At 45.8% G+C, this 19119-nt stretch carries 17 protein-coding genes; 7 read left to right on the forward strand and 10 right to left on the reverse strand.

Annotation, left to right across the window (positions count from 1 at the left end; translation table 11 throughout):
- Positions 1-197: 197 nt before the first annotated feature.
- Both dacB and KXD93_RS09965 read right to left on the reverse strand, forming a co-directional pair.
- A complete protein-coding gene (gene dacB, locus KXD93_RS09960) occupies positions 198-1610 on the reverse strand; it encodes a D-alanyl-D-alanine carboxypeptidase/D-alanyl-D-alanine endopeptidase (protein WP_258136939.1) in 1413 nt (470 codons plus the stop codon).
- Entirely contained in the window at positions 1582-3054 is a 1473-nt protein-coding gene (locus tag KXD93_RS09965) for an APC family permease (RefSeq protein ID WP_258136940.1), read from the reverse strand. The genes dacB and KXD93_RS09965 overlap by 29 nt, the downstream gene beginning before the upstream one ends.
- Before the next feature lie 147 nt (positions 3055-3201).
- Between KXD93_RS09965 and KXD93_RS09970 the strand changes: the two genes are divergently transcribed.
- A complete protein-coding gene (locus KXD93_RS09970) occupies positions 3202-5430 on the forward strand; it encodes a sodium-translocating pyrophosphatase (protein WP_258136941.1) in 2229 nt (742 codons plus the stop codon).
- A 256-nt stretch (positions 5431-5686) separates the two neighbouring features.
- The gene (locus tag KXD93_RS09975; protein ID WP_258136942.1) at positions 5687-7138 is read left to right on the forward strand and encodes an IS1182 family transposase; all 1452 of its coding nucleotides are present in this window, start codon (positions 5687-5689) and stop codon (positions 7136-7138) included.
- Between the two features lie 427 nt (positions 7139-7565).
- Here the strand turns inward: KXD93_RS09975 and KXD93_RS09980 are convergent, their stop codons facing one another.
- The gene (locus tag KXD93_RS09980; protein WP_258136943.1) at positions 7566-8450 is read right to left on the reverse strand and encodes an SDR family oxidoreductase; all 885 of its coding nucleotides are present in this window, start codon (positions 8448-8450) and stop codon (positions 7566-7568) included.
- A 151-nt stretch (positions 8451-8601) separates the two neighbouring features.
- Here KXD93_RS09980 and KXD93_RS09985 point away from each other — a divergent pair, with 151 nt between their 5' ends.
- Positions 8602-8982 (forward strand): winged helix-turn-helix transcriptional regulator, encoded by a 381-nt coding sequence (locus tag KXD93_RS09985; RefSeq protein ID WP_258136944.1) that lies wholly within the window; start codon positions 8602-8604, stop codon positions 8980-8982.
- 31 nt (positions 8983-9013) lie between these two features.
- Here KXD93_RS09985 and KXD93_RS09990 read toward each other — a convergent pair whose 3' ends face one another.
- Together KXD93_RS09990 and KXD93_RS09995 are read right to left on the reverse strand one after the other, a co-directional pair.
- Complete coding sequence (locus tag KXD93_RS09990) at positions 9014-9622, reverse strand: alpha-ketoglutarate-dependent dioxygenase AlkB family protein (RefSeq protein WP_258136945.1); 609 nt, start codon at positions 9620-9622, stop codon at positions 9014-9016.
- Positions 9623-9625: 3 nt separating this feature from the next.
- Positions 9626-10120, reverse strand: a complete 495-nt coding sequence (locus KXD93_RS09995; RefSeq protein WP_258136946.1) for a helix-hairpin-helix domain-containing protein — start codon at positions 10118-10120, stop codon at positions 9626-9628.
- A gap of 437 nt (positions 10121-10557) precedes the next feature.
- On the opposite strand from KXD93_RS09995, the gene KXD93_RS10000 reads away from it, so the two are divergent.
- The gene (locus KXD93_RS10000) at positions 10558-11109 is read left to right on the forward strand and encodes a hypothetical protein (protein ID WP_258136947.1); all 552 of its coding nucleotides are present in this window, start codon (positions 10558-10560) and stop codon (positions 11107-11109) included.
- A 264-nt stretch (positions 11110-11373) separates the two neighbouring features.
- Positions 11374-12105, forward strand: a complete 732-nt coding sequence (locus tag KXD93_RS10005) for a TlpA family protein disulfide reductase (RefSeq protein ID WP_258136948.1) — start codon at positions 11374-11376, stop codon at positions 12103-12105.
- Between the two features lie 321 nt (positions 12106-12426).
- Here KXD93_RS10005 and KXD93_RS10010 read toward each other — a convergent pair whose 3' ends face one another.
- The 3 genes from KXD93_RS10010 to KXD93_RS10020 all read right to left on the reverse strand — a co-directional run bounded on the left by KXD93_RS10010 (position 12427) and on the right by KXD93_RS10020 (position 16078).
- Complete coding sequence (locus KXD93_RS10010; RefSeq protein WP_258136949.1) at positions 12427-13392, reverse strand: transglutaminase family protein; 966 nt, start codon at positions 13390-13392, stop codon at positions 12427-12429.
- Between the two features lie 150 nt (positions 13393-13542).
- Positions 13543-14478, reverse strand: a complete 936-nt coding sequence (locus KXD93_RS10015) for an alpha-E domain-containing protein (RefSeq protein WP_258136950.1) — start codon at positions 14476-14478, stop codon at positions 13543-13545.
- 148 nt (positions 14479-14626) lie between these two features.
- Positions 14627-16078 (reverse strand): circularly permuted type 2 ATP-grasp protein, encoded by a 1452-nt coding sequence (locus KXD93_RS10020; protein WP_258136951.1) that lies wholly within the window; start codon positions 16076-16078, stop codon positions 14627-14629.
- A 394-nt stretch (positions 16079-16472) separates the two neighbouring features.
- On the opposite strand from KXD93_RS10020, the gene KXD93_RS10025 reads away from it, so the two are divergent.
- Both KXD93_RS10025 and KXD93_RS10030 read left to right on the forward strand, forming a co-directional pair.
- Positions 16473-16883 carry a response regulator gene (locus tag KXD93_RS10025; protein ID WP_258136952.1) on the forward strand — a complete coding sequence of 137 codons (411 nt, stop codon included), beginning with the start codon at positions 16473-16475 and terminating at the stop codon, positions 16881-16883.
- Between the two features lie 379 nt (positions 16884-17262).
- Positions 17263-17451, forward strand: coding sequence for a hypothetical protein (locus tag KXD93_RS10030; protein WP_258136953.1), 189 nt, complete (start codon positions 17263-17265; stop codon positions 17449-17451).
- Positions 17452-17595: 144 nt separating this feature from the next.
- Here KXD93_RS10030 and map read toward each other — a convergent pair whose 3' ends face one another.
- Positions 17596-18360 carry a type I methionyl aminopeptidase gene (gene map, locus KXD93_RS10035; RefSeq protein ID WP_258136954.1) on the reverse strand — a complete coding sequence of 255 codons (765 nt, stop codon included), beginning with the start codon at positions 18358-18360 and terminating at the stop codon, positions 17596-17598.
- Between the two features lie 128 nt (positions 18361-18488).
- Complete coding sequence (locus KXD93_RS10040) at positions 18489-18842, reverse strand: hypothetical protein (RefSeq protein WP_258136955.1); 354 nt, start codon at positions 18840-18842, stop codon at positions 18489-18491.
- Positions 18843-19119: the final 277 nt, after the last annotated feature.

The following is a 19119-nucleotide window of genomic DNA, read 5'->3' on the forward strand; positions in this document are numbered from 1 at the left end:
TATTTGGGCGGGATTATGTTTTGAGAAAAATAGGCAAATTATAAAATTTGTCATTGCGAGCGGCAGCGCGGCAACCTCGTAGCTATACAGAGCAAAAGGAAAGATGTAGAACTTGCATGGTGGCCGTGCATAGTTCGCGATTGCTTCGTTCCTTACAGCAATGACAAAGGGGGAAGAGTTTCGGCTAGGGGCCTCCTCTACTTCAACTCATCCAAAACCCTAAAGATCTTCTCCTTAATGGCCTTGCTGCTGCCGTTAAAATTATTAACCATGATGGAAAAACACAGCTCCCGGCCGTGATAGGAATGGTAGCCGGCGTAGGTAAGCACATTTAATATGGTGCCGCTTTTCATTTTTATGTCGTTATAGGTAGGCAGGCTGTTATAAAAATCAGGGAACCAGGTTTCCTTTTTAGCCGATTGCAGGATGGTCGCCATGGTTAAGGTGGTCACCCTATCGCCGGGAGAAAGGCCGCTGCCGTCGACAATATTTAAAGAATGGGGATCGATGCCCCGGGCGCTCCAGAACTCATGCTCTACCTCTACACCATTTGAGGTAGATGGTTTTTTGCCTGCCTTCCAGGCAATGGTTTTTAAGAGTTGTTCGGCATACAGGTTAATACTTTTTTGGTTGAGCCAGTAAACAATCTGGCTTAAACGTGGAGATAGGAGGGTAGTTAAATTTGTTCCGATCTGGGGAGCTATAAGTCCCTTTGCTGCTAAACTGGAAGTCGACTCCGGCTCATTGCTCACTAAGATCCCCAACCGTTTCAACGTATCCATCAAACGGAAAGCCGCATCATAAGCAGGGTCGGGCAGGGCCGCAGAAATATTTTTTTTAGATTGATCTTCGGCATAAGTGCCGCGCAGGTACATGGTTTTCCCGCTGACCGGCAAAAAGGCATAGGCATTATCCCCCGTACCTGCGGGTGCATTTACCAGCTCGCTTTTAAAATTCAGGTAAGGCATGGCAGGCACCTCGTGCGAAATACTGATCGGTGAATCAATTCTGCCCGTTCTTAATTTGATATCGAATTGGTTTTCGCGCCAGCAAAGCCCGGATGTGCCGGCGCCATAATAATTGCCTACATCCATCCAGATCCACCCCTCGGGAATAGACTGCGAACCAAACACGGAGTCATCCCCGATAATACGCCCGTTGATTTTTTTGATACCTGCCTTTTGTAAAGCATCGACCATTAAACCCAGGATATGGCCTTCATGCGTATTCTCATAGCGCCAACTGCCAAGGGTTGGATCACCGGCACCTTTGATGATCAGATCGCCGGTTAGGGTGCCATCAGCCCCGATTGAGCCGTTATAGCCAAACTGGGTTTGGTATTGAAAATCCTTACCCAGCAAATTAAAGGCGGTAATAGTGGTAATTGTTTTTAAGGTAGATGCTGTGGCCAGGCCCATATTCGGGTTGGCCGTAAAAACCTTTTCACCTGTTCTAGCATCCAGCACAGTTAGCGACAACGAAGCATACCGGCACTGGCTATCAGCCTGCAGTCTGCCAAATGCCGATTGCAACTTTTGATCAAGCGGTTGGGCAGCCACCTGCCCGGTTATAAAAAGAAGGCTAAGCAGGCACTTCGTGTGTATCCTCATTCTTTAAATTTCGCTTTGCTATATAATAAATAGGTATGCCTATCAAAACAATAATCAGGCCCGGCCAGGTAAACTGTGGTTTGTAAATTATCAGCAGTACGCAAAACGCAACGCCCATTATCATGTAAATTGCGGGTAAAACCGGATATCCAAAAGCTTTGTAAGGCCGCTCTGCATCCGGGCGTTTTACACGCAGTATGTATATGCCAAAAATAGTAAGCACATAAAATATAACCACGACGAACGAAATCATATCCAGCAAGTCGCCGTATTTTCCACTCATACAAAGTATCGACGCCACTATGGCCTGTATCCATAAACCAAACTCAGGCACGGCTGATTTGTTTAAGGTGCCAGTTTTTTTGAAGAACAGGCCGTCTTTGGCCATGGTATAATAAACGCGCGCTCCTGCCATAATCAAGCCGTTATTACAGCCAAAGGTGGATATCATAATCATGACGGCAATTACATAAGTACCGGCATTGCCGAAAATCACATGCGATGCAGCTACAGCCACACGGTCCTTATCTGCCGTAGCAATATCATGTAGCGACAGTACGCCGGTATACATTACGTTGGCCAACACATAAATAATAGTAACTATAAGCGTACCTAGAAACAGGCTAAGCCCTACGTTGCGTTTTGGGTTGTTCATTTCGCCCGCAATAAAGGTTACGTTGTTCCAGCTGTCACTGCTGAATATTGAACCTACCATTGCTGCTGCTACTGCACCCAATGCCGCTGCCATACCTAAACCACCCGGCACAATACTACCGTCTTTGTTTAAGTTGTGCATATCCCAGGCATTGCTCCAGTTAGCGTGCCATATATCTCCTTTAAAAGCTAATAATCCAAAAATTATCAACCCAAACAAACTTAGCAACTTTGTTATAGTAAACGTATTTTGAATTATTTTCCCGCTTTTCACGCCCTTGGTATTGATGTAGGTAAGAATCAATATCACTACAATAGAAACACATTGCGCCGCGCTGATAGCAAAATGCCAAGAGCCGATCATAGTACTAAACAAAATATTGTCTTCGCTGATAGGGCTTATTTGACCAGGACGCTTGAAAATATACGCGGCAAACTTCGAGAACGCCACCCCCACCGCAGCAATTGTTCCGGTCTGGATCACCGCAAAAAAGCTCCAGCCATATAAAAAGGCTATCAATTTATTGTATGATTCTTTAAGGTATACATATTGCCCGCCTGCTTTGGGGAACATAGCGCTCAACTCGCCGTAACTTACAGCAGCAGTGATTGTCATAAAACCGGTGATTAGCCAAACGGCTATCAGCCAGCCAGCTGAGCCAACGTTACGGGTAATATCGGCACTTACAATAAAGATTCCAGAGCCTATCATAGAGCCTGCTACCAGCATTGTACCGTCTAACAGTCCTAACTCGTGTTTTAGTTTTGGTTGTGTTGATTTGGTTGTCATCAATCGTTTTAGTTTAAAGTTCTAAACTATTCAAAAAACTTTAATATTGACACGCTATTGTAAAGAAATTAATTTGCTATTTTGTGCCACCAATTATATTCAGAACGCTGATATAAAATACTGAATAATTATAAACTTTTTTGATATATGGATCTATTGAACAATTACTTAATTTATTTAATTCCTGTCTTAGGGCTCGTTGGGATTATAGCGATGGCGATAAAGGCCGCATGGGTTACCAAACAGGATGCCGGCGATGGTGATATGGTGACGCTGGCGGGTTATATTGCTGACGGTGCAATGGCCTTTTTACGTGCAGAATGGAAAGTGCTGAGCTACTTTGTGGTAGTGGCTGGTTTATTACTGGCATGGTCGGGTACAACTGTTGTTACCTCAAGCCCGGTTATTGCCATATCATTTGTGTGCGGTGCATTTCTTTCGGCATTTGCAGGTTTTTTGGGCATGCGCATTGCAACTAAGGCAAACGTGCGTACTACACAGGCGGCTCGTACAAGCCTTGCCAAAGCCTTAAAAGTATCTTTTACAGGTGGTACTGTAATGGGTTTAGGCGTTGCCGGACTGGCAATTATAGGTTTAGGATCTTTATTCATCGTATTTTATCAATATTATGTGGTGCATGTAACCGGTAGCAGTGTTAACGGCGAAGCCATGGCAAAAGCGCTTGACGTGTTAGCCGGATTTTCGTTAGGCGCTGAGTCTATAGCACTATTTGCACGTGTAGGCGGAGGGATCTACACAAAGGCTGCCGACGTAGGCGCCGACCTTGTAGGTAAAGTTGAAGCAGGTATCCCTGAAGATGACGTACGTAACCCTGCAACCATTGCCGACAACGTAGGTGATAACGTAGGAGATGTTGCCGGGATGGGTGCCGACTTGTTCGGATCATATGTTGCAACTATGCTTGCCACAATGGTATTGGGTCGTGAAATTGTGTCGCATGATGCCTTTGGAGGTATAGCGCCGATATTGTTACCGATGGTAATTGCAGGTTTAGGTTTGGTGTTTTCAATAGTGGGCGCGGCCTTTGTTAAGATAAAAAATGAAACAGATAGCGTACAAAAAGCGCTTAACCTGGGTAACTGGATGTCGATTGTATTAACTGCTATTGCAACTTATTTTGTTGTACAATGGATGTTGCCGAATGACACCTTCCACATGGTGCGCGATGAGGATGCAGCCGGAGGGATTAAAGCCGGGGCATTGATCTTTACCAAAAACGGTGTTTTTATGTCGATAGTTGTGGGCCTGGTTGTAGGTACTTTAATGTCGATAATTACTGAATATTATACGGCAATGGGTAAACGCCCGGTATTGAGCATCATCCGCCAGTCGTCAACTGGTCATGCAACCAATATTATTGGCGGTTTGGCTGTTGGTATGGAATCGACCGTATTGCCGATTCTGGTTTTAGCTGCAGGAATTTATGGTTCATACCATTTCGCTGGTTTATATGGCGTAGCAATTGCCGCCGCAGGTATGATGGCAACAACAGCTATGCAGCTGGCTATCGATGCATTTGGCCCAATCGCGGATAACGCAGGTGGGATTGCAGAAATGAGCCGCTTACCAGAAGAAGTGCGTCACCGTACAGATAACCTCGACGCAGTAGGTAACACTACAGCAGCAACAGGTAAGGGATTTGCAATCGCATCAGCAGCATTAACTTCGCTGGCGTTGTTTGCAGCGTTTGTAGGGGTTGCAGGTATTGAGCATATTGATATTTACAAAGCCGACGTATTGGCCGGTTTATTTGTAGGCGGCATGATTCCATTCATTTTCTCGGCGTTGTGTATTTCGGCTGTGGGCCGTGCAGCAATGGCGATGGTTGAAGAAGTAAGACGCCAGTTCCGCGAGATTCCCGGCATTATGGAGTACAAGGCAAAACCCGAGTACGAAAAATGCGTCGCTATTTCAACAAAAGCTTCCATCCGCGAGATGGTTGCTCCTGGTTTGATCGCCTTGATCACACCGATCATTATTGGCTTTGCATTCGGTCCTGAAGTTTTAGGCGGATTGCTGGCAGGTGTTACTGTATCGGGCGTACTGATGGGGATTTTCCAGAGCAACGCCGGCGGTGCCTGGGATAATGCCAAAAAATCATTCGAAAAAGGTTGTATGATCAATGGCGAGATGCATTACAAAAAATCAGAACCACACAAGGCATCAGTTACTGGCGATACCGTAGGTGATCCGTTTAAGGACACTTCAGGACCGTCAATGAACATCCTGATTAAGTTGATGTCTATCGTGTCTCTGGTAATTGCTCCGCACCTGAATAATGGCCAGCGCCTCCAGAAGGAACAGCCGCAAAAGGCGATAATAACACACGTTATTAAGGTTGATAAGAAAGCATAATTGAGTTTAGACTTGCGAAGTTTTCAAAACTTCGTAAGTCTAATGATAAAGTAAATGGGGGTGCTGAAAAGGAGGGCACTGAAAAAGTCCAATTAGGACAAACGGGGTATAGAATTTAGTTTTCTACTCCGTTTTTTGTATCTTAAGGTGTCGGGAAGGAGGGCACTGAAAAAGTCCAATTAGGACAAACGGGGTATAGAATTTAGTTTTCTACTCCGTTTTTTGTATCTTAAGGTGTCGGGAGAAAGACATTAAGATGCTTAGTCAACAACAGCAAATCCAGTTCAGTTCATTTTCGGGACTATACGATCTGATCGTTCCCAAAGACAATCTTTTGCGCAAGATCAATGACTTGATAGATTTTACTTTTATCTATGAAGAGCTGGTCGGCAAATATTGCATTACCAACGGCAGGACAGCCGAAAGTCCTGTGCGGATGTTCAAATATCTGCTTTTAAAGACGATCTATACTGTTTCAGATGTTGATGTGGTCGAACGTTCACAGTATGATATGTCCTTCAAATATTTCCTGGAGATGTCGCCAGAGGAAGGAGTTATTGATCCCAGTTCATTAACAAAGTTCAGAAAACTGCGGCTGAAGGACAGCGATCTTTTAAACTTGCTCATCAATAAAACGGTCGCTATTGCCATTGAAAAAGGGATCATCCGGTCAAAGTCCATCATTGTTGATGCCACCCACTCCCTTTCAAGATCAAATCCTTATTCAGCATTAGAAATATTGCGGGAGCGTTCAAAACTGCTCCGTAAAGCGGTATATGCTATAGATGAAGATATGAAAGGGGTTATGCCGGAAAAGAACAGTACAGACGAGTTGGAAAAGGAACTGGCTTATTGCAGTGACTTGGAAAAGTGTATCGAAGCTGATCAAACGCTAAGCCAGATACCTGCGGTAAAAGAAAAGCTGAACCTATTGAAGGAGACGGTAACAGATACCCAGGAACATTATACATTATCCAAAGACAGGGATGCCAAAACCGGTCATAAATCAGCTGATAGCTCATTCTTTGGTTACAAGACTCATTTAGCAATGACCGAAGAACGCATTATTACCGCTGCGGTGGTCACATCTGGTGAAAAAGGCGATGGCCCGGAACTTCCCAAACTTTTGGAGATCAGCCAAAACAATGGGATCAACGTAGAAAAGATTATCGGCGATTCGGCTTATTCAGGAAAAGAAAATCTTGAAATGACAAGCGAACAAGATATCTGGATGGTGGCTAAACTAAACCCATCGATCACTCAGGGGTTCAGAAAAGATGAGGATAAGTTCGGCTACAATAAGGATGCTGGCATGTTCGTCTGTCCGGCGGGACACCTGGCTACCCGAAAATCGCGTGGAGGAAAAAAGAATATCGGCGAGAATCAGGTAGACACCTATTACTTTGATGTTGAAAAGTGTAAGATCTGCCCATTAAGGGTGAATTGCTATAAGCCTGGGGCAAAGTCTAAAACCTATTCCGTCAGCATTAAATCAGACGTGCACTTGCAGCAAATGGCATTCCAGGAAACGGCAGATTATAAAGAAAATATCAAACACAGATATAAGATCGAAGCGAAGAACAGTGAACTAAAAAACGTTCATGGCTATGACCGGGCAATAGCTTACGGTATCGAAAACATGCAGATGCAAGGTGCGTTGGCCATCTTTACGGTAAATCTTAAAAGGATCGTCAAACTGATAAGCTAAGTGCCAAGCTCAACCGGCTGCTTCATCGTCAATTGCACCTCTAATCGGTCCATATCAGCCACAACAAATTATCCCCCTACACCTGAATAAAAAAGCGATCAAGTAAAAGTTGCCTTTCTCTTGATCGCTTTAAATGCTTCAGCTTATTAAGCTACTTTTTCAGTGCCCTCAGAATAAAAAAGCGATCAAGTAAAAGTTGCCTTTCTCTTGATCGCTTTAAATGCTTCAGCTTATTAAGCTACTTTTTCAGTGCCCTCCTGTGATGGCGGGTTTTTTTTTGTTTTTGTCATTCTGAGCGACAGCGAAGAATCTTCTACATGCCAAAAAGTATACGCCAGATAAGTCGTCCGCATACCTTTTAGCAGTGAGTATCGCTTCCTGAAGATCCTTCGCTCCCGCTCAGGATGACAAAGAATCTTAAATTGAATTACTTACTACCATAAACCCCACTCAAAAATTCCGCAACCGTTACAGGCTTTCTGCCCAATATCGCTTCCAGGTCAGTGGTAACGTTAGCAAATTCACCTTCCTTGTTCGCTTTGCTGAAGCCTGCGAACAGGCCAACATATTCTGCCGGGACGCCTGCTTTGGTGAGGGTTTCAACAAACTCCGCTTCCGTAGGCGATACGTAAACTATGGGGTGACCGGTGATGGTTGCGATGTCTGCGGCTACCTCGCTCCATGATACGGCTTCGGGGCCGGTTAGTTCGATGCTTTTGTTGTTGTACTTGCCGGTTTCGTCGAGCAGCACGTTTGCGCCTGCTTCGGCGAAGTCGGTGCGGAGGGCGTAGGCAGTTTTTCCCTCGCCTGCGGGCTGGTAAATCGTATTGGTTTCAAGCAGTTGATGGCCGGCGAAAATTGGGATCATATCGGCATAAATACTGTGCTGTAAAATGGTATAAGTTAAACCCGATTCCTTTAGCTTGCGCTCGGTATTCAGGTGCCCGGCGGCTACAAACGCTATCGGCGATGTGGCGGTTTCGTTTTTGCGCTGGAAACTGGTGTAAACGATATGTTTTACGCCCGCTTCCTTCGCAGCTTTTACCACGTTGTCCTGCTGCTCAATGCGGTTAGCAATATCGTTGCCTGATACCATGTACAGTTTATCGATGCCCTTAAATGCGGCTAAAAGAGAGGCATAGTCGTTATAATCGCCGATCAATACATTAACGCCCTTGGCCTTTAAAGCTGCGGCCTTATCTGCGCTGCGGGCAAGGATGCTGATGCCGGCTGCTCCTGTTTTTTTTAATAATGATTCGGTTACTGCACTACCAAGCGGCCCGGTGGCGCCTGTTATTAAAATGTTGCTCATGTTGTTATTTTTTAATTTTTTTTCTTATCCTTCCAAAATAGTTACTTACTTTTAGAGAGTTAAAAGTAAATAGTTACTGAACACCAAACAAGAAGGCACTTTAAAATCAGTCACTTACCTGCGGGTGACTAATATTGAAAATCAGACAGTTATGATTGAAGAAGATTTAAAAAAATATGATTCATTTGATGATTGTCCGGTGCGGAACGTGCTGGACCGCATCGGCGACAAGTGGTCGATCCTCATTATTTCGCTTTTGGGCGAGTGCGGAACGCTACGTTTTAACGAAATCAACCATAAAATCGGCAACATCTCGCAGAAGATGCTCACCGTGACCCTGAAAACCCTGGAAGCCGACGGACTGCTGTCGCGTAAAATTTACCCGGTGATCCCCCCGAAGGTGGAGTACACGCTCACCCCGCTCGGCGAAAGTTTGCTGCCTGCTATTCATACGCTCACGCTTTGGGCCGTTGAGAATATGCCTGCGGTGCTGGCATCGAGGGAGGAATATAGGTTGGCGGTGGCGAGGTAGGGTTGATTTGGGAATGACGAATTTTGAATAATCAAACAACCAACCGAAAAGTTAAATTAACCCGCGCCTTCATCGGTTTGGCTGATTTAGCGATGCGGTGCTCCCAGTGTTCCTGCAAGCCGGCTTTCATCAGCAGCAGGGAGCCATGCTCCAGCCGGACGGAATAGTGTTCGCTGTGCTTAGCCTTATTACGGATATCAAAACTGCGAACCTGCCCGAAACTTACCGAAGCAATAACCGGGTTCTTACCCAGGACGCTTTCCCTGTCGCTATGCCAGGCTACGGAATCATTGCCATCGCGGTAATAATTGAGCAATACGCTATTGAAACGAATGCTGGCTACGTCTTCTACTTTCTCCTTCAGCATTAATAACTCAGGCGTCCACGGGTTGGGGTTGGATATTTTCCCCGATACTGAATAGTCCGTGCCGATATCTCCATGCCAGGAAGTGAGCCGCGGTGTGAGGTATTCCTTATCCCACATTTTTTGCGTGCTTTGCTTCCACGGTGTTTCGGTTATAAATTTTCTTAATAAATAGTTTGCGGTTTGTTCATCCACAAAATCCGGGTGGTATGCTAATAGTTCCTTTGGCAATCCTTTGCTCTGCCCTGCTTCTGCAAAAAAACTTAACTGTTCCATTATTTAATCACGTTGATATGCATTCATTTTGGGATATTTTTCATCCCGGTACCAGGGCTTTTGGGGCCGGTCGGCGTGAAAGCCATATTGTTCCCGGTAAGCTTTGCGTTCGGCGGTAAAATGCCACCAGCGCTTGCTTTCGTCGCGGTTTTCGATATAATGAACCAGCAAACGATAGGAGTCCTCTACGCAGGGATCAGCCCAGGCGCCGCAATGACGCTCGAAGGCATCAAAAAGTTCCACAGCCGACCGGCCCTTTATCTGCTCCAGCGAATAGTACCCCTGGCCGATCAGTTCTTCGGCAAAGTTGATACCAAGCGAGGGGATACTTTGAAATACACTCAGCGCATTAAGTTCCCTGGCACGTTCAGTTGATGCCTCCAGCAGTGCAGCTATTTCGTCGGGCGCATAATCCTGCAACATTTTCTGGCTCACTTTTTTGGTTTTAAGCAATTGCTTTTCCGGCAGGGTAAGCCGGTAATTAATGGTCTTTTTCATGGCGTATTGGTTATCCAAAAATACATTCAAATATAAATAAAATGCTAAAAATATTAGTATTTTATTTCAAATCATTATTTAAGCAAAAGGCTGTGAAGTTCCATCATAATAAAGATTCATTGATTGTCCTGGGTAGAGGTTGCTTCGTTCCTACCCATGACAAGTTGTATTCCACTTGAGGTGGGGTGTCACCCTGAGGCCCTCGAAGGGCGACGTGCGCAGAGGCCAATCCGCGTGCTAAGCATGGCGCAGAGGCCTTTGCCCACATGCTTCGAGTGCCTCAGCATGACATCCCTTTCTTGTCATTTCACCCTCGTAATCCAGCGGATTTTTAAACTCGTAATGACGCCGATTTTATAGCCACACCATAAAATTATTTAACCCCTGCAACCATTGCAGAAAACCTTACGTCTTGCTGTAAATAAATCTTAACAGCAATGAACACAATTACTACTTCAATAAAAAACATGCTGCTGGTGGCAGTATTTACCATCGTAACAATTGGCGGCGCAGTGGCGCAAAAGGGGACTAAAACTATTGGCAACAAACCGCGGTCGGGTTCATCAAACAGCAGCTTCGACATGGTGAAGGGCAACCAGGTTGCCATTAAAATGAATGCCGGGCACAAGCCCGTACAACTCCTGAAGCTCAGCTTCGACGTGGATAACGACAGCCATGACAGCCTGCAATTCAAAGTGAACATATACGAGTTTAACGACGTTACTCCTGGCCCGAACCTGGTAAAGCAGGACGTTTACGGCGCCATTCCAGGCGGGAAAAACAAAATAACGGTTGACCTGGAGCCTTATAACATCGTCGCCAAAAAGCAGATTCTGGTAGCCATTGAGTGGGTGAAAAGCTATAACGCCAACAATCATTTTGCCATAGGCCTGTTTAACGGTGGCACTTACCGCTTTGAACAAGGGATGTGGAAGAAAACACCGGTTGCCGGGGTTGATTTTAATGTGCTGGTGAGGAAGGCGGGGTAGCAGTGGGGGAAAAGTCCATAGTCAATGGTCGATAGTCAATGGTTGTAGGGGTATGGATTGCGGTATCCGCATATTTAAACACTATATCCCTATCATGCCGAGTTATTTCGGCACCCCACAGGACACGTCTGCGCGCGACAGCTTGCATAGTTGTATGGAGTAGACTTAGCAGATGGGGTGCTGAAACAAGTTCAGCATGACAGATTTTTTATTTTTCCATTCGCTTTTCCTAAAACATATTCCCCTATCATTGCTTTTACAGGTATGCTTAAAAAAACAGGAATAGCGCTGGTACTTTTATTGGCAATGGTTGCGGCAAGCGTTAAGGCGCAGCAAAAAGTATTTTATCGCGCAGGCAATGGCACCATTATTCCGGCTGCCACCCTGGACTCTATCATTGCCGCAAAAGACAAAAAGCTGAAGCCCCTGGGATTTTCCATCAGTCGCACTATAACGGATAAAAGAATTTCGGGCGACTCCCTTATATACAGCTTTACCCTGAATGCCGCCAATGGCAGCGCGGCTGCCAACGCTAAACGTTATTTAGGCTTTATCGGGAAGCCTTTGCCGCCGTTCAGCATAAAGGATTTGACTGGCGCTACCATTAGCACCGATAAGCTTAAGGGCAAGCCGTTTGTGATCAATATGTGGTTTACCACCTGCGCTCCGTGCATTGGCGAAATGCCGCAATTAAATACCATCCGCCATGATCCGGCGAATGCCAATGTGCAATTCATCGCCATGACGTTCGACAGCCGCGAAAAGGTGAGCGGTTTCCTAAGAAAGATACCATTCGATTTCATCCACCTACCCGACCAATTAGCCTATTGCCAGCAGTTTACAGATGATTTCCCAATCAATATTTTTGTAGATAAGAATGGCATTATAAGCACTATACAGGATGGTTTGCCAATGGTATATGATGAAAAGCTGAAGGTGTTTACGGATAAGGTTGATCCGAGCGGGTTTAACGAGGCGTTGGGGAGAATAAGATGAAACAGTGGGCAGTTTTTAGTGGGTAGTTGGCAGTCGTAAAAAAAACACCAACATGCGCCATGTCGAATTTATTTACGACACCTCTTATTGCTTTTGAATAGCTGACGGTTTACTGCTCCACTATGCTTAGTGCGTCCACAGCCCGGCGCTCATGCTTTCCTTCGATAAACTCAGGACAGGCTTATGCCTCAGCATGACACCCTTTTTTGACTCCCCAGCTACTCTCCTCTATTAACCGTCAATTATGAACTCCCTCACCGCTATTGCTACTCCGCCTACCACTTTCTTCCATGAACTATGAACCATCAACCATGAACTCCCTCACTGTTGCTGTTGCTGCTGCATGATCTCCATATAGCGCTGGTAGCTGTTTTTTTGGGCGGATGAAACTGCGGTAACAGCCGGTGATTCATTAAAGTGAACGTCGCTGTTGTTTAGGACATTTTCATCATCTACGGATACTGCTACTTCCAGCTTGTGGTTGGACGAGCCTTTGTATACACCCTTAACCGGGGAACAATCCGAAAAATTACGGCCAACGGCCAGGCGCACGTGGGTTTCGTTGGCTACGCAGTTGTTTGTTGGGTCGATGCCGAGCCAGCCGTAGTCGGGGATATAGGCTTCGGCCCAGGCGTGGGTTGCGCCCTCACCGCGCATATTGTTGCGACTGGTGCAGATATAGCCGCTTACGTAACGGGCCGGGATGTTCACCATACGGAGCATCTCCATCAGGATGTGGGCAAAGTCCTGGCAAACGCCGGCCTTCAGCTTCCAGATCTCATCGAGGCGGGTCTCTACGGTGGTAACACCCTTTATGTAGTTAAAGTTATCGTACACATACTGGCAAAAACGCAGGGCCACGTGGTACGGGGTATCGTCCTTTAGGCGTTCTTCATCAACAATTAGCTTCAATTCATCTATCCCCTCAAAATACTCCTGGCGCAGAAAATCGATATAAGGCACAATAAATTGCAGGTGCTTCAGATCCTCCCATTGCTGCGACGGAAAGATATCGCTTACGGGCAGCGCGCGGTGCCTGGTGGTTACCCAAATTTTTGAATTTATGGTGAGCGCAAAGTGCGGCTCGCTGTAGGTAAAACTGCCCACCTCGTTGCCATAATAGTCGATGTGCGTATCCACCTGCGGATTACCGGTTATGGTAAGTTCCTGCTTGATCACATCCTGGAACTGATCCTTTATCGGGAACAGGATGATCTGGTTGGCGCTGTCGCGCACGGGCCCCTCGTATATGTAGCGGGTTATATGTTGAATTTCAAATTCGGGCATGTTTTTTTGTTGTAATGTTGGAACGTTGTAAAGTTGTAATGTTTAAAAAGCTGTAAAGTTTTAACGTTAATCAATTTACTTTTTTCTGATCTCTAGGCACTGACCTCTTTTCTTAACTAATCTCTGGTCTCCAGCCTCTGATCTCTAACCCTAGCTATTCGCAAAATAATGTTCATTCAATGCATTTCCTATTCCGTACAGTTCGCTTCTTATTTGCGTAAGGTATTGGTGCAGGCCGTCCTGCTCGATGCTTTTTACCGAGCTGTATTTGATGCGACTCTGTAGTCGGCCTATCCGGAATGATAGCTCCCTGAAATCATCGGCATTGCTGTTGTTTTTCAGCCTGTCGAAATAGCGCTGGATATTGTTCACCGAGTAGATCACCGATCGCGGGAAGTCGTTGTTCAGCACCACCTGCTCCAGGATGTTGCTGGCCTCGAAGCCCTCGCGGTAAGTTTTGAGGTACAGTTCATATCCGCCTAACGACAGCAGCAAATGCTTCCAGTAGCTGGTGTCGGTCAGTAGGTCGGGGTTATCGCTTACGGAACCGAACTTGGTATCCAAAATATCCACGCTCTGGATAGCTCTTTCCAAATACTTGCCAATATTCATAAAACTGCGGCCCTCGCCGCGTTCCATGGTGATCTCGGCGGTGCCGTAATAGAGCATTACCTGTTTTATCAGCACGTCCAGCACCCCGATAGGGTCGTCGCGCTGCAGGGCCTTTTCAATCTTGGGGTCCTTCACGGTGTGGTAATACTCGTTGAGGCATTGCCAGAGGTCCTTGGGGATATGCTCCTGCACTCCCCTGGCGTTCTCGCGCGACAGCGTAATGATGTTCAGGATGGAGTTAGGGTTATCCTTGCCCGTAACCATATACTTCAACACCGTGCGACTGTTGTTGTCCAGCTTTTCAGCCTCCTCCTCGTCCTGCCCCGCAAAAATGCGGATCACCGGCGCCCACGTAAACTCCTGGATGGTGTCCTGGCTCGATGCGTAGTTGATCTTCAGCATCCGCAGCATACCGTCGCTGCGCTCAATGTACCTGCTTAACCAATAAAAACTTGCTGCTACCCTGCTTAACATATGAGGCCCCCTAGCCCCCTAAAGGGGGAACGATTAGCCAACTGCTCTTCTATATAAGAGTAGTTAGATTGATTTATTGATGTTTTTTTATTCTTTGTCATTGTTAATACTTTATACCGCATTAAGTTTCTGTTCCCCCCTTAGGGGGCTAGGGGGCCAGCACCCATGTATCCTTGCTTCCCCCGCCCTGTGAGCTGTTCACCACCAGCGAGCCTTCTTTCAGGGCCACGCGGGTTAAGCCGCCGGGCACTATCTCAATCCCATCCGGACCGTACAAGGCGTAAGGCCTCAGGTCGATGCGACGGGGCTGGAGTTCGCCCTGCATGTAGCATGGTGCCGAAGATAAGCTTATTGTGGGCTGCGCGATAAAGTTTCGTGGGTCCTTCATTACTTCAAGTTTGTAATCTTCAATTTCCTGCTCTGTGGCAGCATGACCCATCAGCATCCCGTAGCCACCGCTGCCGTTAGTCTTCTTTATCACCATTTTATTGATGTCCTTAAAAACCAGCTCACGTTCATCACGATTGCCGAGCTGATGAGTAGGTACGTTTTTGAGGATCGGCTCCTCATTTAAATAATAGCGGATCATCTCCGGCACGTAAACGTAAACAGCCTTGTCATCCGCCACTCCGGTGCCAATAGCATTTACTATGGCCACGTTGCCTTTGCGATATGCGCCCATGATGCCGGCAACACCCAACATACTCGACGGGTTAAACACCAGTGGATCCAGATACTCGTCGTCCACGCGGCGGTAAATCACGTCTACCTGTTGCAGGCCGGTGGTAGTTTTCATGTATACCTTATGGTTATTCACCACCAAATCGCGTCCCTCCACCAGCTCAACGCCCATCAGGCGGGCCAGCGTGGTGTGCTCAAAATAGGCCGAGTTATAAATTCCCGGGCTTAACAATACGATAGTTGGATTGGCGATCTGCCTTGGCGACAGCGCCAGCAGGTTTTTGTATAATATCGTCGGGTATTCCGTAACGCTCCGCACGCCGCATTGCGGCAGCAGGTCGGGGAACAATCGCTTTGTGATCTCGCGGTTCTCCAGCATATAACTTACGCCACTTGGGGTACGCAGGTTATCCTCCAAAACATAGAAGGTGCCATCGTAATCACGGATGATATCGATGCCGCTGATGTGGACATAGATATCATAGGGCACCTGCAGCTGGTACATCTCGCGTAAAAAATGCGGGCACGAGTAAATGATATCTATCGGCACAATGCCATCCTTAATGATGAACTGGTTGTGGTAAACGTCCTTCAGGAACAGGTTGAGGGCGGTAAGGCGCTGCTTGATGCCGCGCTCCACAAAGGCCCATTCGTCCGCAGTGATGATGCGGGGGATGATATCAAACGGGAAGATTTTTTCAATGCCCTCGCCGCTGTTGTACACTGTAAAGGTTATACCCTGGCTCATGAACAAGCGCTTGGCCAGCTCCTCCTTCTTATTTAAATCGTCTGCCGACTCGCCCGAAATGTATTCGATCACCTTGCGGTAATGATCGCGCACATTGGCATCAGCGCCGTACATTTCATCCCAAACGCCGCCAATCGGGCTGTATTTATCAAAATAACCTGATTCCTCCATAAATAAAACACCTAAAATAAAATATGATAACCAGTTACTTTTAAAAAACGGTAATTTATGAAGTGTTTTTGTATAAAAACGAATTATTTATCAATTTTTTTAAGATATTTTTAAAATAAATTAGTGTTTACGTAGAAAATGGCAATTTATGTAGAGCTAAAAGCGGAAAGACTAAAGCTGAAAGCCGGGAAATGGATCAAACTAGCGGGATAATTTGAATATCGAACACCGAATATTGAATTTTGAATATTTTCTGTTGATCCTGAAATCATCAACTGGAGGCGCGGAAATTATGTTTTTTATTCCTATATTCCTATATGAACTAAATTAACACCAAACAATTAAGGTTAACAATCGTTTAGCGTAAGGAATTTAATTAAAAATTAAACTATTTATGTGTAAGCTATTTGTTCTTGAAGATAATCCTATCGACCAATATATACTAAAATCCAACCTCGACAAATACGAGGCATTTGAAGAAATAACTTATTATTCTAACGGCAAACCGCTCATCAATTATTTAGATGCCAACAGGGACAATCCCGTACGTCTGCCCGACATGATGTTTGTGGACCTCGAAATGCCCGAGGTAAACGGCTGGCATGTACTGGAAAAGCTTAATGCGTTAAGCAATTCATCCTGTAAAGAGATAATAGTTTATGTAATTTCCACCTCCATCGCCTTGAACGATATCCTGCGGGCCAATGCTTACAGTTTTGTGAAGGAGTTTATCAGCAAGCCCGTTACCAACAAAAATTACCGGGCCATAAGCGCAGAGGCTGATTTGATTTGCGAGGAGAATTAAAAATAAACGTTAAAAACACGGCGCAGAGTTGACTCACCCGACATTACTTCGCTCGTCGACCTCTCTTCTGCAAGCGGTAAAGAGGTAAAAAAAAGAATTTTATATAAGAATTTCTCTTCCCTCTTTGCGCAGCAGAGAGGGTGGTCCAGCGTAGCGTCGACCGGATGAGTCCAGTCTGCGCGCGATTTCCAACGCGGCAAGAAATCGCACAAGCCAACTTTTCCCTATCCCAACAACAGTCACCCCCTGGTCAACTTCCGTTGGTTAACATTAACTTAACATAGTGATAATTCTGCGTTAACCTTAAGCCGCTACCTTTACATTACTTTTCTAACATTGTTTAATCAGTTCAGTTAATTGCACTAATAAAACTAAAACTATGGAAACTAACGTAAAGATCGAAAATCAAAAAAGGGAAATCTCCCAAATGAAGGCCAATTCGGAAGATGAATATTGGGCTAAGAAATACGATGTTTCTACCGAGCAGCTTAGAGAGGACGGCAAGGTTACCAGTATCGCTGAAAAGATCCTGAGGGCCACCACCAAAAACAAGAGCTTCAGCTTCTAAGCTATCCAAAAATATTTTACACTTTAATATCCCGCCGGTTTGTATAAAATAAGCCGGCGGGTTTGCTATGTCCCATACAATTACATGCAGGGTTTATTTCATATCCCCTGGTATTATTTGGAATGATGGATAGAACAGAGCGTGTTAATCCCACACCCCATTATTCGCGGTAAGGATGACAGGTTCGCCGCCGGTAATGAGGATGGTGTGTTCGTGCTGGGCTACAAATCCGCCTTTATTGCCGACCAGTGTCCAGCCATCTGCCTGCGTTTCGGCAATGGTGGATGCGGTAGAGATAAATGTTTCCACAGCTACCACGGAGTTCTTTTTAAATCGCTGCATGTTGAAGCGGTCGCGGTAATTGGCGATCTCATGGGGCTCTTCATGCAGGCTCCGGCCTACGCCATGCCCGGTCAGGTTTTTGATGACCGTATAGCCGCGTTTTTTCGCTTCGGTTTCAATGATCTGGCCAATGTCTGCCACCTTCACCCCGCCTTTGATGCTGCTAATCGCCTTCCGGAGGATCTCCTTCGACGCATTTACCAGGGGTTGATAGCCATGAACATCCTCGCCCAAAACAAAAGAACAACCATTATCGGACCAATAACCATTCAGCTCGGCGGAGACGTCAATATTCACCAGGTCGCCGCTTTGTAATACCACCGCCGCTTTGGGGATACCGTGCGCAACCTGGTGATTGATGCTGATGCACGTGTAACCCGGAAAATTATAGGTTTTTATGGGTGCCGAGTTAGCGCCGTGTTCGTTTAATATGGCGCCGCCGAAATCGTCCAGCTCCTTGGCCGTCATACCCGGCTTTGCATGCTCAATCATTTGCCGCAATACAAGCGCCACAAGTTCGCTCACCGCCTTCATGCCTGTTAGATCTCCGGTTGTTGTGATTGACATTTTTTCTGTATTTATTTGATGCGACTGGTAAACCGCAAAGGTACTAAGATTATAGGCCCGCTGCAAGAATCACGCGTGGCTCTATTAGCCAACCGCAGTCCACACTGATATAAACGCCGGGTAGGTGCTCAATCATTCCCTTCGGAATGATATTTTTTATCGCGATCTATAGCGTAGATCAGTACCAATAACGCTATAAACCCGAAGGGTACGGTAAAAAACAAGAGCCAAAAACAAGTGAATAATGTACTAAGCGTTTCTCCCAGTTGAATACCATAACGAACACAGGTGTCTGTTCCTGCTTCGTTAATATTACAACCCAGGCTATTCCCAATCAAACTTCCTATTGTGCTCAAAATTATTGGCGAAACAGTAAATATCAAAACAGCTAAGTAGTAATACGGAATCCTTTTAAGCCTTGCTTTTGTACCAAACAGAACAGGAGCCGCACGATCCTTATGATAATATATTTTTCTTTTCAAGCTGTGTAAGCGCCTTTTTTTCAGCAAAACAAGATAAACAATTTTTTGTCTCCGCAGGGTCCCCTGAAAGTTTAAGTTAACCCACAATCAGAGCATAGCGGTAATTGGCGTCGAAATCACAAAACGTTCCTATGGAACGTAAAATTTCATTTATTTTTTCTACCGACCAAGCGTTCCGATGGAACGCAAAGCCGTTTTTGTGCCATAGATAAATGCCATTGAGTTCAGAACATGTCCCATAGGAACATCTGGTTGGTAGAAAAACAAATATGCACCA

Source organism: Mucilaginibacter phenanthrenivorans (assembly GCF_024721155.1).
GTDB classification, from domain to species: Bacteria; Bacteroidota; Bacteroidia; order Sphingobacteriales; family Sphingobacteriaceae; genus Mucilaginibacter; species Mucilaginibacter phenanthrenivorans.

What these genes read in the sequence shown, in the direction of transcription:
- KXD93_RS10015 (WP_258136950.1), bottom strand. Translation starts at nt 14,478, where the DNA reads ATGTTAAGCAGGGTAGCAGCAAGTTTTTATTGGTTAAGCAGGTACATT.
- dacB (WP_258136939.1), bottom strand. Translation starts at nt 1,610, where the DNA reads ATGAGGATACACACGAAGTGCCTGCTTAGCCTTCTTTTTATAACCGGG.
- KXD93_RS09970 (WP_258136941.1), top strand. Translation starts at nt 3,202, where the DNA reads ATGGATCTATTGAACAATTACTTAATTTATTTAATTCCTGTCTTAGGG.
- KXD93_RS09965 (WP_258136940.1), bottom strand. Translation starts at nt 3,054, where the DNA reads ATGACAACCAAATCAACACAACCAAAACTAAAACACGAGTTAGGACTG.
- KXD93_RS10010 (WP_258136949.1), bottom strand. Translation starts at nt 13,392, where the DNA reads ATGCCCGAATTTGAAATTCAACATATAACCCGCTACATATACGAGGGG.
- KXD93_RS09995 (WP_258136946.1), bottom strand. Translation starts at nt 10,120, where the DNA reads ATGAAAAAGACCATTAATTACCGGCTTACCCTGCCGGAAAAGCAATTG.
- KXD93_RS09975 (WP_258136942.1), top strand. Translation starts at nt 5,687, where the DNA reads ATGCTTAGTCAACAACAGCAAATCCAGTTCAGTTCATTTTCGGGACTA.
- KXD93_RS09990 (WP_258136945.1), bottom strand. Translation starts at nt 9,622, where the DNA reads ATGGAACAGTTAAGTTTTTTTGCAGAAGCAGGGCAGAGCAAAGGATTG.
- KXD93_RS09980 (WP_258136943.1), bottom strand. Translation starts at nt 8,450, where the DNA reads ATGAGCAACATTTTAATAACAGGCGCCACCGGGCCGCTTGGTAGTGCA.
- KXD93_RS10020 (WP_258136951.1), bottom strand. Translation starts at nt 16,078, where the DNA reads ATGGAGGAATCAGGTTATTTTGATAAATACAGCCCGATTGGCGGCGTT.
- KXD93_RS10030 (WP_258136953.1), top strand. Translation starts at nt 17,263, where the DNA reads ATGGAAACTAACGTAAAGATCGAAAATCAAAAAAGGGAAATCTCCCAA.
- map (WP_258136954.1), bottom strand. Translation starts at nt 18,360, where the DNA reads ATGTCAATCACAACAACCGGAGATCTAACAGGCATGAAGGCGGTGAGC.
- KXD93_RS09985 (WP_258136944.1), top strand. Translation starts at nt 8,602, where the DNA reads ATGATTGAAGAAGATTTAAAAAAATATGATTCATTTGATGATTGTCCG.
- KXD93_RS10000 (WP_258136947.1), top strand. Translation starts at nt 10,558, where the DNA reads ATGAACACAATTACTACTTCAATAAAAAACATGCTGCTGGTGGCAGTA.
- KXD93_RS10025 (WP_258136952.1), top strand. Translation starts at nt 16,473, where the DNA reads ATGTGTAAGCTATTTGTTCTTGAAGATAATCCTATCGACCAATATATA.
- KXD93_RS10005 (WP_258136948.1), top strand. Translation starts at nt 11,374, where the DNA reads ATGCTTAAAAAAACAGGAATAGCGCTGGTACTTTTATTGGCAATGGTT.